Below are 15,292 nucleotides of genomic sequence, written 5' to 3' on the forward strand. Positions count from 1 at the left end.
TGATATGTTTCTATTATAACATTTCATTTTTATGGGGAAAGGGAATGGAGTTGATGAGTGGGATGTATGAATGGTGCGAGTGTGTGGGATTTAATGGGGAGCGAGTTGCACCTGGGGGCGAGCGAGTTGACATCGTTGGGGAGCGAGTTTTATTCGAGAGCGAGCGACATGTGCTCGATGGGGAGCAACTCTCAACCGGCGGCGAGCGAGTTTACAGCCTTTGGGAGCGAATTCCACCGGCGGCGAGCGAATTCACATCCATGGGGAGCGACTTCCACCAAGTACGAGCGAGTTCTCTACCACGGGGAGCGACTCCCACCAGGGGCGAGCGAATTTACATCACCAGGGAGCAACTCACACCCAAGTGCGAGCGAGTTCTCTACCACGGGGAGCGAATTCCACCTAGTGCGAGCGAGTTCTCTACCACCGGGAGCAATTCACACCCAAGTGCGAGCGAGTTCTCTACCACCGGGAGCGATTCCCACCAGGGGCGAGCGAGTTAACATCGTTGGGGAGCGAATCCTCCCCAACACCGCCCCCCACAAACCCTATCTAAGATATACTCAATTCCCTCCTCTCCTCTTCCGTAAACACCCTAGACCTAGTCAAAAACCGCTTCCCTTCTGGCCCTTCTACAGAAAACATGCCACCTCTTCCATCCACTACATCAATAATTAACTGCGTATGCTTCCAGTATTCGTATTGATCCTTGGACATATAAAATGGTGTATCTCCAATGTCGCCCAAGTAGATATCCGAGTCTCCTACTCTAAATTCACCTCGTGGATAACACATTGGTGAGCTTCCATCACAGCATCCTCCCGATTGATGAAACATCAATTCTCCATGTATCGTCTTCAACTTATCTAGCAATTGAAGTGTTTCTTCCGTTGCAGTTACACGTTCCACCATACTAGCACCTCTTTTCATGATTTCTACCAATATATGCAAAAAGGAAGCCATCCATGAATTGGCTTCCTTTTAAGAAGAGCGCCGACCCGAGCACCCGCTTTACGACGTACAAAGTGATCTTGCTCCTTGTCATGAGTAACTAAGGCACATCCTTCGCTAGTCGCAGGTGCTCGGATTTAGAGTTCAGCGCTTCCAGTTTAATTAAAACAGACCAGCTGCACCTTCACTATAACTAATCAGTAGATTCTTAGTTTGTTGGTAATGGTCTAACATCATTTGATGATTTTCTCTTCCAATACCAGATTTCTTATATCCACCAAAAGCTGCATGTGCTGGATACTGGTGATAGCAGTTCGTCCATACCCGTCCTGCCTCAATTCCACGGCCAAAGCGATATGCCGTATTGATATCACGAGTCCATACCCCTGCACCTAAACCATATAATGTGTCATTAGCAATTTCCATCGCCTCATCCTTATCCTTAAACGTAGTTACGGATAGTACCGGACCAAAGATCTCTTCTTGGAATATACGCATATTGTTGTTTCCTTTGAAAATAGTAGGTTCTACGTAATATCCTTCTGCAAGTTCCCCTTCTAATTTATTCACATTTCCACCAGTAAGAACATCGGCACCTTCTTGTTTTCCAATATCAAGATAGGATGTGATTTTTTCCATTTGCTCAAGAGACGCTTGTGCCCCCATCATCGTATCCGTATCAAGAGGATGGCCAATCTTAATTTGCTTCACACGCTCAACTGCACGCTCCATAAATTGATCATAAATCGATTCATGAATTAATGCTCTTGAAGGACAGGTACATACTTCCCCTTGGTTTAATGCAAACATAACCATCCCTTCAATTGCTTTATCTAAAAAGCCATCATCTTTATCCATCACATCTTCAAAGAAAATATTTGGTGATTTTCCACCTAATTCTAATGTAACAGGAATGATGTTTTCTGAAGCATACTGCATGATTAGTCGACCAGTTGTGGTTTCCCCAGTAAAGGCGATTTTTGAGATTCGGCTGCTTGATGCTAGTGGTTTTCCTGCTTCTAGACCAAAGCCGTTAACAATATTGATAACTCCCGGTGGTAATAAATCTTGAATTAACTCCATAAGTACATGGATGGATGCTGGTGTTTGTTCTGCAGGTTTCAAAACAACACAGTTTCCTGCTGCTAAAGCTGGAGCAAGCTTCCACGTTGCCATAAGGATTGGGAAGTTCCATGGTATAATTTGTCCAACCACACCTAGTGGCTCATGGAAATGATAAGCAACTGTATCATTATCAACTTGGCTTATTCCACCTTCTTGTGATCTGATGGCACCTGCGAAATAGCGGAAATGATCAACAGCCAATGGGAAATCTGCAGCTAACGTTTCTCGAACAGCTTTACCATTGTCCCAAGTTTCTGCTACTGCTAACATTTCCAGGTTTTCTTCAATTCGGTCAGCTATCTTATTTAAAATATTCGCACGTTCTGCCACTGATGTACTTCCCCAAGCATCTTTTGCATCATGTGCTGCATCAATTGCTGCTTCGACATCATCCTTATTGGAACGAGCAATCTCGCAAAATACCTGTCCCGTAACTGGACTTACGTTTTTAAAATATTGCCCGCTTGCTGGTGGTCGATACTCCCCACCAATAAAATTGTCATAGCGCTCTTTGAAATGGACAAGCGAACCTTCTGTATTTGGATTTGCATACTTCATACGTTCTTTTCCTCCTCCTTTTTATTCGTTGAATATCTAGGTGAGGCCTCTATTTGATAGGTATTCTTGTCCATAACAAAATATTCCATATTGGTGAAAAATAATTGCCAAACAAAACACGAAAAAAGAAGCACCTACTCTAATAGGCACTTCTTTAAAATGTATGCTTCTATTCAGTTGTATAGTGATTACTTTAATTCAGGTAATACTCGAACTTCTCTTTCCATTCCAGATTGGCATAACGGACATTGTGGTTCTTCCTCAAAACTATAGGATTCGCGCATCCATCCATTACAATCATCGCTAGCACATGACCAGATATTTGTTTCCACCTCTGGTACTGGCTCTTTAGGTCCACGTGAAAAAGCCATGACGGCATCCCCTTTCATCGTACTACTCCTATTATACTCTTTTTCCTGTTACAATGAAAGGGAACCTCATCTAAGATTTGTTCGTTGCCTTCCAGTTTAGAAACTTAATATATTCTCGGAATTCCTCCAAGTCCACCTTATGAAGATCTTCGTTGAAAGCATTTTTAATGACTGTTACTAGCTCATCATCCACGTCAACTAATTTTTTCTGGTCCATAATCAACTCACCTAGCAAGTATTCCAATGTACAGCCCAAAGTCTGTGCTATTTTGGTCAATACTTGTAAAGAAGGATTTGTCCGAAGCCCCCTCTCCAAGTAACTTAAATACGACTTGGAGACACCTGATTCTTCAGCTAAACGGGATAATGAGTAACCTTTTTCTAACCTTACTTTCTTTAACCGTTTGCCAACCATAGGCATTTCCCCTTATCCAATAACTTAAAGTCTCTTATGTGCATTATAAAGAACATACCAAACTTTTAAAAGAACCAAGTTACCCAGTAAATAAGAGGAAAATAAAGAAATATAAAGCAATTTGTTCTTAATAAAGAAGAAATGGTCTTTTTTGAGAAAATGGACAAAATGATAAAAAAGCCCCATATAGAGGCTCCATCATTATAATACATATTTTTCAATTGCTTTTGCTACACCATCATTGTTATTCGTGTCTGTCACGTGGTTTGCAACTTTTTTAATTGCTTCTTGTGCATTTCCCATCGCAACCCCAACACCTGCATCTTGAATCATTTTTATGTCATTTAAACTGTCCCCACATGCCAATACGTTTTCCATAGTGATTCCAAGTTCTTTGCAAACCCTTCGTAAAGCTCTAGACTTACTCACACCTTCTGGATTCACCTCAACGTTCGTTGGCAAGGAATTGGTTAATTCTAACCCCTCCATGTAGGATAACTCTTTATTAAAATCATCGAGTTTACCCATATCATTAGAGTTACATCCGAATTTTAGCCATTCATGGGTATAAAAATCATCTGGACGATTATTATGGAAAAGTTCAGTTGTGGAAATCATCCAAGGAGAAACGCCCATCTCAATAGCTAAGTGCCACATTTTCTCAATGTCTTCTGTCTTAAGTAAATGCTGTTCGACTAATTCTTTATTCATTGTCCAGATTTCACCACCATTACAAGTTACTAAAAATGATTGTAATTGTAATGATTCTGCGTATGGATAACAGGATTCTAACCATCGCCCCGTACTCAGAACAACTTGAACGCCTTGATTCAGTGCTTTTCCGATGACTTCTTTCGTGTAGTCCGTTACCTCATGATCTCTATTTAAAAGCGTTCCGTCCATGTCTAATGCAATTAATTTAATATCAGCCATGCAAAAACTCCTTTTAATTAGCTTGTGCTAATTCTTGTTGTTGTTTCACACCACGGTCGAATATCAATGTTGTTATAAAAGGAATCACTAAAAGAATTAATAAAATAAAGAATAACAGCTGGATGTTGAATAAATCAACAACAAACCCTCCGACAACTGGTCCCATCATTCGACCTGCAGCTGCCACACTATTTACAAATCCTTGATAAAATCCTACCCTTCCTTTTGGTGCCAATTCATTTGCTAATGTCGGAATGGCCGGCCATACTAAAATCTCTCCAATCGTTAGTATAACCATCGCTACAGCAAACATCGTAAATTCCTCTGCATACATCGCTACGACAAAAGAACCAATAAAGATAAAGGTTCCGATATAGATATGTTTTTTAACCGATGTTACTTTTTCCGTAACCCACTTCACTAATGGCTGCAATAGTACGATAAGAAAACCATTGATTGCCCATAGTGTACTGTATTGCTCTAATGGTATACCTAAGTCTTGGGTATGGGAAGCAATCGTAGACTGCCACTGACTATAGGCAAGCCAAGTGATAAAAAATCCACTACTCAAAATGATTAGAGCTGTAAAAGCTGCTTTGTTTTGGATTTTTTTACTTTGAGCAAGTACTGTTGTATGCATTTGTTGGTCTCTATCTTGATCCATCTGTTTAAACGTAAAGAGTACAACCAAGAAAAACAGAAGGAAAAATGCTGCGTTTGCGATAAAGATGTAATCAAACGAAATACTTGCAACAAATCCACCAATGGTTGCTCCCAGTGCTACACCTAAATTCTGAGCAACATACACCGCATTAAAAGCACGTCTTCCACCTTCTGGCCAGACAGAACCTGCCATCGCAAACATGACTGGACCTGTAATTCCTGACCCGAAACCAATCACTACAAGTAGGATGGAATATGGCAAAATACTATGATTAAACGACAAAATAATCGCAGCAACAAGGGAAAGAAAGATTCCGAATAAAATTGTCTTATAAGCACTAAATTTATCAAATAGTGTTCCACCAATTAAATTCCCAATGATTGCTGCTCCTTGATTTAACATTAAAATAACTCCAGCAAAAGCAAGACTTTTACCAAGTTCATTATGCATATATATCGTGTTCAGTGGCCATAAAAAAGAGGCCCCTGTCACATTAATGGTCATTGCAATAACCAATAACCAAATCTTCTTAGGCATCTCCATCACTCTCAATCTATTATATCATCAACTTATTCTATTACATTGGAGTAACGGATGGCAATATAGAAGTTTTGGAAATGATTACTTTAATTTTAGCATTTTAATTAAATAATAAATTGTTGTTCCAAGTACAATTGTAATGAGTACGATGAGAAGAAACCCTGGTAACTCGACACCTTTTGCAGTCTGTATCATATAGAAAGTTAAGAATAACATTATCACTCCAACTTGGAAATTCATCACTGTTAACATTTGCCTAGCCAAGACAAATAATGATTCAGCATTTTCTTCGGTTACTTTAACAGGATAGTTATACGTACTAGGGTCTTTTGCTAAGAAATATAACAGAAGGAAAACAACTTTAAATAAAAGAGGAAAAATCAGTATGATCGCTTTATTTCCCCAATTATCCGCCTCCCCTGCTAAATTAAAATGAATTGGAATTTCATCAGGGAGACTAGGAAACGACACAAAAATATAAATGATATTCCCAATAATGATGAACAATAACAGTCGGTTTAAAATTCTCACTGTATAACTTGGTGGTAGGTTAACATCCATCTTATTTTTCAAAAGGTACACCCCTTTCTGTTATCTCGCTTTAATCATTTTTGTTATGTAGATAACAATGGTTGATATTGGGATTACAAAAATAATAATTAATAATAAATGAACAGAAAAACTATTTCCTATTTGAAATTGAATCATTTCCCAGGAAATGTAACAAAATATGACAACAGCCTCCAAATTTAGTGTCGTTATAAATAATCTTCCTAGAGAATATTGCCGTGAAACATTTTGTTCTGTTACTTCTACTAGGTAATTTAGTTTATGTGGAACTCTACTTAGAAAATACAACGGGATAAAAGTAATAATTGCTATAATAATAGGTCCAAAGATAATCCACTTGCTTCCCCATCCATCAGCCTCGCCCTCATTGTTGAAATGAATCGCAATTGTATCTGGCAGGTTTTTAATTGATAGAAAAACATAAATAATAGTTCCGATGATTACGAGGATCGATAGTGCATTCAGTATATGCTCCCATTTTGATGGTTTAACATTTATTTTCGGTTGTTTTTCCATTTTACTCCCCTTCCTAAATGAAACTGCCTCATATTTTATACGAGGCAGTTTATCGTTTGGATTCATTATAGGCAGTTAATACAGACTTTTATTGCTTTTTCTAAATCCTCTTGAGACCAACTTGGCATATTTTTTTCCACAGCCAACTTATGGGATGCTGGTATATGTATAAACCCTGATGGTCTATCAAGGTTATTTTTCTTATTGTAATATAACCCGTGGTACATCACGTTATTGCAAAGATACGCACCAGCAGTGTTTGAGATTTTTGCTGGTAAACTGGCCTCTTTTAAAGCATCAACCATTTTATTTATCGGCAGGGTAGAGAAATACCCATCATCCCCATCTTCGACTATTTTTTCACCATTTGGCTTATGTCCTCGATTATCAACCGGACCATCATTACAATTGATCGCGATTCTCTCAGGAGTAATACAATTTCTCCCCCCAGCCAAACCAAGAGAAATGACAGCATCTGGGTTATGCTTTTCTATCAAATTGAGTAATTGTTTCCCAGATTTTTGAAAGTCTACGGATAGAACCTCACCGATAATTTCATAATCATTAATCGTTTCCCCATTTAAAGACGTAGCAATTTCCGTAGTGGGATTGATTGGAAATTCCAAAAATGGTTCAAATCCTGTTAAAAGTAGTTTCTTCATCATTCCACCTCATTTTTATTTATAGCACATATTTATTTCTACCTGCGGCCATTCCAAATAGAGCGACTAGCAATGACACCACAATCAACGTGATCAAAGGTATCGTCCAAACATGAGTTACATCATACAGGTATCCAATAAATATTGGCCCAATAGCAGCAAACACATAACCCAATGCTTGCGCCATACCTGATAGTTCTGCTGCTTGCTTGGAATCTCGAGCACGCATCCCTAAAAATGCCAATGCTAATGCAAAACTGCCACTTAATGCTAGACCAATTAGAGTTGTACTAACAATCATCAATACAAAAGATGAACCTAGAAGCAGTCCACTATATCCTGTGATGGAGAACACCCCTATTACTAGCACAATGCTTCGTTGTGATTGTAAACGTCCTGCAATTACAGGTACTAGAAAACTAGCAGGTAAACCGATAAATTGGGTAAAGGATAGCATCCATCCTGCCGTCTCCATCGTTACCCCATTATTATGTAGAATTTCTGGAAGCCACGATATCGTAACGTAAAATAAGAATGACTGCAGTCCCATGTATGCTGCAACTTGCCATGCCAGAGGTGACTTCCACATTCGATTTTCACTTGGCACATACTGCCCCTCAACGTCAGATTCGCTTTGTTTTTTACGAGATAGATAGAACCAAATTCCAATTCCTATAACTGATGGAATCGACCATACGAGTAAGGCTAATTGCCAGCCCAAATCCATTCCACTAGCTAACGGAACACTTACACCGGATGCTACTGCAGCGAAAATGCCCATTGCTGTAGAATAGATACTTGTCATCAATCCTACTTTTGCAGGGAACTTCTCTTTTATAACACCTGGCAACAAAACATTACAAATCGCAATTCCTACCCCCACCAAAAGGGTCCCCACAAACAAGAAGAAAAGGACGGAAATGGAGCGAATTGAAATTCCAACTAATAAAACAATAAGCCCCCATAGCAATGCACGTTCATTTGTATAACGATTACCAATCCGAGCAACAATTGGCGACATAAACGCAAATGCAATAAGAGGCAAGCTTGTCAGCAAACCAGCACTCCAATTCGACAGCCCAATATCATCACGTATCGTACCAATTAATGGCCCAACCGAAGTAATTGCCGGACGCAAATTAAAAGCAATAAAAATAATACCAACAACTAATACAGCCCGATACCACTGACTAGAATTAGCCTTACTTTGTTGCAAATCAACCATAGCTGCGACCCCTTTCCACATCAACTAATATAGCATAAGTGGATGATGGATTGGTAAGTAATAGTGTTGAAGATTAGGAGAATGAGGTTGGAAATATGAGTTTGTATTGATGTGGGTGGAGCAAATTCGTGCTGGGATGGAGCGTGTTTTACTTGGTGGGGAGCGTATTCGTGTTGGGATGGAGCGTGTTTTACTTGGTGGGGAGCGAATCCGTGTTGGGGTGGAGCGAGTTTACCTTGGTGGGGAGCGTATTCGTGTTGGGATGGAGCGAGTTTTACTTGGTGGGGAGCGAATCCGTGTTGAGGTGGAGCGAGTTTTCCTTGGTGGGGAGCGAATTTCACACGTGGCGAGCGAGTTTGACTTAGTGGGGAGCGAGTTTCTCCTGGGGCGAGCGAGTTTGACTTAGTGGGGAGCGAGTTTCTCCTGGGGCGAGCGAGTTTGACTAACCGGGGAGCAATTTTTCTCCTAGGGCGAGCGAATTTGACTCACCAGGGAGCGAGTCCACACCCGAGGCGAGCGAATTTCCCTCACCGGGGGTGCATATCCACACCCAGGTCGAGCACACCACCTTCCTCCCAACAAAAAAAGACCACACAACACAGAAGCAATCGCTCCCATATCGTGTAGCCTTTTATAAAATTGCACTTCATAAACTTTCTTTTAAACGGTTGCTCGAACTTCCATTTCGCCGCCATCATCCTTGCGCTGTTTTTGTAGGAACCAAACAGCTGCCATAAGGACAATACCAATAGCACTTGTTAACACTTCAGGCCAGATCATCAGGATTCCACCACCGAACATAACGAGTCTTTCCCAACTCTTGGAGTGTCTGATGAAGAAACCAATAAGTGCACTACTAATTGCCATCATACCGATTATTGCTGTCGCTAGCGATATAATTAGCTTGAAGGCCGTTACATCAACTAACACGAGTATTGGGTTGTAGATAAATATATACGGTATGATAAAGGCGGCTATGGCTAGTTTAACCGCAGTAACCCCTGATTTAAACGGATTCGCCCTGGCTATCCCTGCACCAGCATATGCCGCTAAGCAAACTGGTGGAGTAATGTCAGCAACGATTCCGAAGTAGAATACAAACATATGCGCAGCAATTGGTGCAACAGCAAATTCATTGATAAGTACTGGTGCAGCAATAGTAGCTGTAACAACATAGTTTGCAGTTGTCGGTAGACCCATTCCTAAGATGATACAAGCAATCATCGTAAAGAATAGAGCAAATGGTAAAATTCCACCGGATAGAGCGATAATACCTGAAGCAAACTTAGTACCTAAACCAGTGATACTAACAACACCAGCGATAATACCTGCAGTCGCACAGGCAGAGATTACTGGAAGTGCAACACGTGCACCTTGTTCGAATACATTGATAAAACCTTTTAAATTCATTCGTGTTTCTTTGCGGATGAAGCTAATCGCTAAAGCAATGATAATTCCCCAAAAGGCTGCTCTTTGAGGAGTGTAACCGATAAGGATGGTTCCAACAATGAAAAATAGAGGTAAGAGCATAAATCCATTTTTCATCATTAGATCTTTAAATACTGGTAATTGATCTTTTGGTACACCAAATATTTTTAGCTTTTTGGCTTCGAAATGAGTACCAATAAAAATACCAGCAAAATAAAGAATAGCTGGGATTACAGCTGCTAGCATAACGGTACTGTAATCAACCGATAAGTACTCCATCATAATAAAGGCTGCTGCCCCCATTAGTGGTGGCATGATTTGTCCACCAGTTGAAGCAGAGGCTTCCGTTGCGGCAGCAAATTCTGGTTTAAATCCTGCTCTTTTCATCATTGGAATTGTAAAAGAGCCAGAAGAAACCGTGTTCCCAACAGAACTACCAGATACCATACCAGTCATTGCACTGGCAGCAACAGCTGTTTTAGCCGTACCACCTGTGTATCGCCCTGTTAATGAGAATGCTAAATCATTAAAGAATTTTCCAATTTTCGTGTGAACGAGAATTACTCCGAAGAATAAGAATAGGAAAATGAATTTTGCAGAGATTTGAATAGGTGTTCCAAATACACCACTCGTTCTGAACCATAGATTATTCGCAATATCATCTACAGCAAAACCTGCATGTGAGAGTACTTGAGTTGGAATGAAGTTTCCAAAAATCGCATAGAGAATCATGATACTTGCCACAATGATAATCGGTACACCAACGGTACGGCGCGTTGCTTCTAAAAGTAATAGTATAGCTACAATCGAAACGATCGTATCAAGCGTTGTGTAACCGGAGACAATGGCAGTAGATAGACGGTCATAGAAAAATATTTTATGATATCCACAATACATTGCAATAAATGCTAACGAAACATCATACCATGGTACCGTCTTTTGTACTTTTTGAAGTCCTTTTTTCGCTGGGAAAAGTAAAAAGATAATCCCAAGGGCTGTACCTAGGTGGATTGCACCTTGTTGTTGCGAAGGTAGAACACTAGAAGAAGCAGTATACAAATGGAATAAAGTAAAAGCAACTGCCAGAAAAGTAACAACCCATTTCCATCGACCAATTTTAGTCCTAAAATTACTTTCCTTATCGTACTTTTCCAGTATTTCCTTTGCATCCACTTGCTCTTTGCCGTTGTTATTCTCATTAACGTTTTCTGCCATCCCATCACATCCTTTCTTTTTTTGAGTAGAAAGAAAGGGATCTCTAACAAAGATCCCTTTCCAAATTCTTATGAAAATTCGATGCTATGAAACTAGGATGTTTGACTATTTAACTATTATTTTAAATCTTCAAAGCTATCAATGTCTGTAGACTCACGAGTTACGATTTGTACAACCTCTGGATAAATATGACCGATAAATGCTGCATTTTCGATTGGCGCATCGAACTCTCCTTCACCATTCACACCATCCATTGCTGGTCCGTGTACAGCCATTCCTAAGTCCATGGTTCCTTCACCAATTCGTGCCATATTTTCAAGAGAAGCACCAGTTTCTTGTGAAGTTACATTGATTCCTTCAATGTTGTCTTTCCAAATTGTTGCCATTTCTCCACCAAGTGGGAAGTAAGTACCACCAGAACTCCCTGTACCAAGTGTTAATTCAGTAACGTCCTCAGTAACATTTAATTCAGCAATTGGATTATCGAATTCTAATCCTTGCTCCTCATAGTATCTAGCAGCACCTGGATGGATTGGCATATCTTCTAATCCATTTAATGCATTGTCAAGCGTCATTTGAGCACCTTGAGCATGAGAAATATCACTTGAATTCTCAATCATAACTTTCGCTAACTGATAACCTAATTCTTCACTAATTGTATTCGTGTTCCCCATTAGAATTGCATAAGCAGTTACTGTTGTAACATCTTCCTCAAGGAATTCATAGGAATCAGCTGGGATAACCATCTCTCTATAGGCACTGTTTTCCTCAATATAAGCTACAGCTTCTTTAGACAGACTTAGCATTTTGGCATCTCCTGCAGATGCATGTAAGTTCTCAATACTACCAGCTGGTAATCCTAAAATACCAATAGAAATATCGATATTTCCATCTTGGACACCGTCAGCAGCATCTCCAAAGCCTTCTTCAAATGCCGTATAATCTCCTTCTTCAATACCATAAGCTTCCAAAATTAGTGAGGAAACGGTATTTGTCGCACTACCTGCTGGTCCAACCGCAATATTAGCCTTATCGCCACCACAAGCAGCTAGAATAAGTACTAGGCCAATTAAAGCCATTGAAATACCTACTATTCTCTTTCTCATGTACATACCCCTTTTTCTAAGTTTTTTTTAGCTTCTATTTGTCAACGCTTTCACCCACTGGCGATGTAAAAGGTCATGTATGTAATGGGCGTAAAATTAGAAGCATACTTCAATTATACTTATTTTTCTATATATTTCAATAGTTTTAAAGGTATTTTCTGATAATTGTAAAAGATGGATAAGTACAAAAGTAGGACAATCTCCTCTTCACACCAGCAAAATCCCACCTTTTTTTATATATAAAAAAGAGGCACAAGGAATCTCATCCTTATACCTCTTATCCATACTACAGTCTAAACTGACGCACGAGCTGATTTAATTCCTCAGCTAATTTCGCTAATTGGTCAGAACTACCAGCAACTTCCTCCATCGTACTACTTGCTTGCTCTGTAGATGCAGTTGTTTCCTCAACTCCTGCTGCCGACTGCTCTGAAATAGACGCAATTTCTTCGATAGAAAGATTCATATCTTTTGTTCGTTCATCAATTTCGGCTAAGTTAGTTGTAACTGTATTAATATTTGTCGCCATGTTCGTTACTGCATCTGCAATATTAGCAAATGTCTCATTCGTTATTTCAATTTGGCTGCTTCCTTCTTCTACTTCCTTGTATCCACCTTGAAGTGTATTGGCTACGTCACTGGATTCTGTTTGGATCGTTGTAACGATACCAGTAATGTCAGTAACGGAAACAGAAACTTGCTCTGCTAATTTTCGGACTTCATCTGCTACAACGGCAAACCCTTTTCCATGCTCCCCAGCACGAGCCGCTTCAATCGCAGCATTTAACGCAAGTAAATTCGTTTGGTCAGCTACATCTTTAATTACCGTTACTAAACTAGTAATTTTCTGTGATTGTTCATCAAGACCTTTTACTTTCAAGACCGCTTCCTGAACAATTTGGTCAATTTTTTTCATTTGACTTGTTGTCGATTTCATAATTTCCGTACCGTTATTAGTCATGCTTAGTACGTTATTTGAATTTTCACTGATTAAAACTCCATTTTCATTCGTATCTTTTACTTTTGTTGAGAAAGTGCTCATGACTTCTGCTAAACTACTAGCACTATTGGCTTGCGTTTCAGAACCTGCAGCTAGCTCCTGCATTGTCGTTGCAACTTGTTCGGTTCCTGCTTTTACTTCATTGGCAGATTGTGTTAATTCCTCACTTTGACTCGTTACGGTTTCAGAAACATTTGTAACCTGTTGAATCATCCGGCGTAAATTAGTACTCATCGTATGTACAGCATTTCCAAGCTTACCAATTTCATCTTTTCCATTATAATCTAGCTTCTCAACGGCTAGATTTCCATCTGCAATATTCTCACTAATATCGACTAGCTTCGTTAAGTTTTTAGAAATTCTTCTACTAATAAAAATAACGAGGGATACACCTATAAATGTTGAAATTGCAAATGAAACAATTTGAATCATAAACGTTAAAGCTTGACTCTCTTTTGCGTCATTCACTGCAGCCGTTCTTTCTTCATTTACAGTAACTCGCAGTTCTTCTAATAAATCAATCATTTCTGTTCGGACTTTATTTGCTGCAAAAACGTTATTTTCAGCACTTATAATATCATCTGTATTAACATTGGTGCGCATCGTTGCAAATAATTCATTCAACTCTTCATCCATTGAAGCAACTTGATTGATTATTTCTTTTTGTTCATCTGTATCTAAAGTTTCTCGAAGTGTTGCTTCTAGTTCGTTAAACTCTTCCCCACGAGTATTAAACTCTTCAATTAACAAAGGATTTTGTTCTTGAAGATAATTGACAATTCGAATAGCCTTCGATCGAGTAAGGGAACCCATCTCTGTAATTTGGATGGCGTGGTTTCCTTTATTCTCTACCTCTTCAATATCGTTTCCTACACCAGTAAGCAATACAGATACCAAGCTTGTTGAAATCGCAAACATGGCGAGCATGATCATTACAATAAATCCATATTTCCAACCTATTTTAATATTTTTAAATGAAAATTTTCTAGTTGATCGTTTTTTTGCTATTTTTATTTTTTTTGCCATTATTTATCTACCTTCCTGATGCGATCGATTTTTACGCTAATTTTGAAATAGCATCTTCTATTCTGTCTGCTGTAAAAGGTTTAACTATAAAATCATTAGCCCCAGCTTGGATTGCATCTACAACCATTGCCTGCTGCCCCATCGCAGAACACATAACAATCTTCACATTTGGTGCTATTTTTTTGATTTCTTTTACAGCCTCCACCCCGTTCATTTCTGGCATGGTAATATCCATCGTCACAAGGTCAGGTTGTAATTCTTTTACCATATTAACGGATACTAACCCATTTTCAGCTTCTCCTACAACCTCATGGCCCATTTTTGTTAAAATATCTTTCAGTTGCATTCTCATAAATGCTGCATCATCGGTGATTACTATTCTAGCCATTTAAAAAATTGCCCCCTATGTTATGTAATATGATTCTATGTAATCTATCTGTTTGATAGAAAGTGCATCTATGTACTATCAATCTAGTAATAAGTAAAGACCCAATTCTTCACCGGACTCTAAACGCACACGCAGATTAATTGCTTGTTTATACCCAGATAAGCTTGTATTTCCTTGTAGAATCGTTGGTGCTGTTATATCGATATTTAGTCCGTGGTCGACGATATTCGTTGCAATTCCACCTGCTACCATGTTTCCTAGCTCTCCGCTGAAAGAGGAAAGCATCTCTCCTTCTAAAGCCATTCCGAACATAACTTTTCCTATCGAACCGAAAATACTAGGTTCTCCTAGTAAAACTAGTTTTCCTTTTAAATCTCCTGTTACGCCGATTAAAACGGCATATGATAATTCTATTTTATCCTTCTGAAGGATTGGCTTTGACAATTCATGCTTCATTGGTAATACATTATTTAAAGAGGCTATTGTCCCGTTTAAAAGTACTGTTATCGACTTATTTCTTGAATGTGTTGTAGGCGCCATCATGCCACTCCTTTTTTCCTAAAAATTATTGCCTGTCTTAATAAAAAATAGCTATTCAT

General features: G+C 39.2%; 16 protein-coding genes. 1 reads left to right on the plus strand and 15 read right to left on the minus strand.

Annotated elements, in window-relative coordinates:
• Positions 1-552: 552 nt before the first annotated feature.
• From BUB12_RS05660 to BUB12_RS05705, 10 genes are all read right to left on the minus strand, one after another.
• Entirely contained in the window at positions 553-912 is a 360-nt protein-coding gene (locus tag BUB12_RS05660) for a DUF779 domain-containing protein (RefSeq protein ID WP_072889025.1), read from the minus strand.
• 201 nt (positions 913-1,113) lie between these two features.
• The gene (gene adh, locus BUB12_RS05665; RefSeq protein ID WP_072888955.1) at positions 1,114-2,634 is read right to left on the minus strand and encodes an aldehyde dehydrogenase; all 1,521 of its coding nucleotides are present in this window, start codon (positions 2,632-2,634) and stop codon (positions 1,114-1,116) included.
• 188 nt (positions 2,635-2,822) lie between these two features.
• Positions 2,823-3,005 (minus strand): cold-shock protein, encoded by a 183-nt coding sequence (locus BUB12_RS05670; protein WP_072889027.1) that lies wholly within the window; start codon positions 3,003-3,005, stop codon positions 2,823-2,825.
• Positions 3,006-3,075: 70 nt separating this feature from the next.
• Positions 3,076-3,420: a helix-turn-helix domain-containing protein gene (locus tag BUB12_RS18175; RefSeq protein WP_072888957.1), complete on the minus strand. Its 345-nt coding sequence runs from the start codon at positions 3,418-3,420 to the stop codon at positions 3,076-3,078.
• Positions 3,421-3,621: 201 nt separating this feature from the next.
• Entirely contained in the window at positions 3,622-4,353 is a 732-nt protein-coding gene (locus BUB12_RS05680; RefSeq protein WP_072888959.1) for a Cof-type HAD-IIB family hydrolase, read from the minus strand.
• Between the two features lie 13 nt (positions 4,354-4,366).
• On the minus strand, positions 4,367-5,554 hold the full coding sequence (locus tag BUB12_RS05685) for an MDR family MFS transporter (RefSeq protein ID WP_072888961.1): 1,188 nt from the start codon (positions 5,552-5,554) through the stop codon (positions 4,367-4,369).
• Between the two features lie 84 nt (positions 5,555-5,638).
• Positions 5,639-6,130, minus strand: coding sequence for a DUF1648 domain-containing protein (locus tag BUB12_RS05690; protein WP_072888963.1), 492 nt, complete (start codon positions 6,128-6,130; stop codon positions 5,639-5,641).
• A gap of 18 nt (positions 6,131-6,148) precedes the next feature.
• Positions 6,149-6,643, minus strand: coding sequence for a DUF1648 domain-containing protein (locus BUB12_RS05695; protein WP_072888965.1), 495 nt, complete (start codon positions 6,641-6,643; stop codon positions 6,149-6,151).
• Between the two features lie 65 nt (positions 6,644-6,708).
• Entirely contained in the window at positions 6,709-7,305 is a 597-nt protein-coding gene (locus BUB12_RS05700; protein ID WP_072888967.1) for a pyroglutamyl-peptidase I, read from the minus strand.
• 19 nt (positions 7,306-7,324) lie between these two features.
• Positions 7,325-8,530 (minus strand): CynX/NimT family MFS transporter, encoded by a 1,206-nt coding sequence (locus tag BUB12_RS05705; RefSeq protein WP_072888969.1) that lies wholly within the window; start codon positions 8,528-8,530, stop codon positions 7,325-7,327.
• A 106-nt stretch (positions 8,531-8,636) separates the two neighbouring features.
• Between BUB12_RS05705 and BUB12_RS05710 the strand changes: the two genes are divergently transcribed.
• Positions 8,637-8,936, plus strand: coding sequence for a hypothetical protein (locus tag BUB12_RS05710; RefSeq protein WP_234982580.1), 300 nt, complete (start codon positions 8,637-8,639; stop codon positions 8,934-8,936).
• Positions 8,937-9,190: 254 nt separating this feature from the next.
• Here BUB12_RS05710 and BUB12_RS05715 read toward each other — a convergent pair whose 3' ends face one another.
• From BUB12_RS05715 to BUB12_RS05735, 5 genes are all read right to left on the minus strand, one after another.
• The gene (locus BUB12_RS05715; RefSeq protein ID WP_072888973.1) at positions 9,191-11,173 is read right to left on the minus strand and encodes a TRAP transporter permease; all 1,983 of its coding nucleotides are present in this window, start codon (positions 11,171-11,173) and stop codon (positions 9,191-9,193) included.
• Positions 11,174-11,289: 116 nt separating this feature from the next.
• Positions 11,290-12,279: a TAXI family TRAP transporter solute-binding subunit gene (locus BUB12_RS05720; protein WP_234982581.1), complete on the minus strand. Its 990-nt coding sequence runs from the start codon at positions 12,277-12,279 to the stop codon at positions 11,290-11,292.
• Positions 12,280-12,565: 286 nt separating this feature from the next.
• On the minus strand, positions 12,566-14,305 hold the full coding sequence (locus BUB12_RS05725; protein WP_072888977.1) for a methyl-accepting chemotaxis protein: 1,740 nt from the start codon (positions 14,303-14,305) through the stop codon (positions 12,566-12,568).
• Positions 14,306-14,336: 31 nt separating this feature from the next.
• Positions 14,337-14,693: a response regulator gene (locus tag BUB12_RS05730; RefSeq protein WP_072888979.1), complete on the minus strand. Its 357-nt coding sequence runs from the start codon at positions 14,691-14,693 to the stop codon at positions 14,337-14,339.
• 78 nt (positions 14,694-14,771) lie between these two features.
• Complete coding sequence (locus tag BUB12_RS05735; protein ID WP_072888981.1) at positions 14,772-15,233, minus strand: chemotaxis protein CheX; 462 nt, start codon at positions 15,231-15,233, stop codon at positions 14,772-14,774.
• Positions 15,234-15,292: the final 59 nt, after the last annotated feature.

The sequence above is a fragment of the Ornithinibacillus halophilus genome, assembly GCF_900129485.1.
Taxonomy (GTDB): Bacteria; Bacillota; Bacilli; order Bacillales; family Amphibacillaceae; genus Ornithinibacillus; species Ornithinibacillus halophilus.

Coding starts and splice junctions, on each gene's coding strand:
- BUB12_RS05660 (WP_072889025.1), bottom strand. CDS start 912: ATGGTGGAACGTGTAACTGCAACGGAAGAAACACTTCAATTGCTAGAT.
- adh (WP_072888955.1), bottom strand. CDS start 2,634: ATGAAGTATGCAAATCCAAATACAGAAGGTTCGCTTGTCCATTTCAAA.
- BUB12_RS05670 (WP_072889027.1), bottom strand. CDS start 3,005: ATGGCTTTTTCACGTGGACCTAAAGAGCCAGTACCAGAGGTGGAAACA.
- BUB12_RS18175 (WP_072888957.1), bottom strand. CDS start 3,420: ATGGTTGGCAAACGGTTAAAGAAAGTAAGGTTAGAAAAAGGTTACTCA.
- BUB12_RS05680 (WP_072888959.1), bottom strand. CDS start 4,353: ATGGCTGATATTAAATTAATTGCATTAGACATGGACGGAACGCTTTTA.
- BUB12_RS05685 (WP_072888961.1), bottom strand. CDS start 5,554: ATGCCTAAGAAGATTTGGTTATTGGTTATTGCAATGACCATTAATGTG.
- BUB12_RS05695 (WP_072888965.1), bottom strand. CDS start 6,643: ATGGAAAAACAACCGAAAATAAATGTTAAACCATCAAAATGGGAGCAT.
- BUB12_RS05700 (WP_072888967.1), bottom strand. CDS start 7,305: ATGAAGAAACTACTTTTAACAGGATTTGAACCATTTTTGGAATTTCCA.
- BUB12_RS05705 (WP_072888969.1), bottom strand. CDS start 8,530: ATGGTTGATTTGCAACAAAGTAAGGCTAATTCTAGTCAGTGGTATCGG.
- BUB12_RS05715 (WP_072888973.1), bottom strand. CDS start 11,173: ATGGCAGAAAACGTTAATGAGAATAACAACGGCAAAGAGCAAGTGGAT.
- BUB12_RS05720 (WP_234982581.1), bottom strand. CDS start 12,279: ATGAGAAAGAGAATAGTAGGTATTTCAATGGCTTTAATTGGCCTAGTA.
- BUB12_RS05725 (WP_072888977.1), bottom strand. CDS start 14,305: ATGGCAAAAAAAATAAAAATAGCAAAAAAACGATCAACTAGAAAATTT.
- BUB12_RS05730 (WP_072888979.1), bottom strand. CDS start 14,693: ATGGCTAGAATAGTAATCACCGATGATGCAGCATTTATGAGAATGCAA.
- BUB12_RS05735 (WP_072888981.1), bottom strand. CDS start 15,233: ATGGCGCCTACAACACATTCAAGAAATAAGTCGATAACAGTACTTTTA.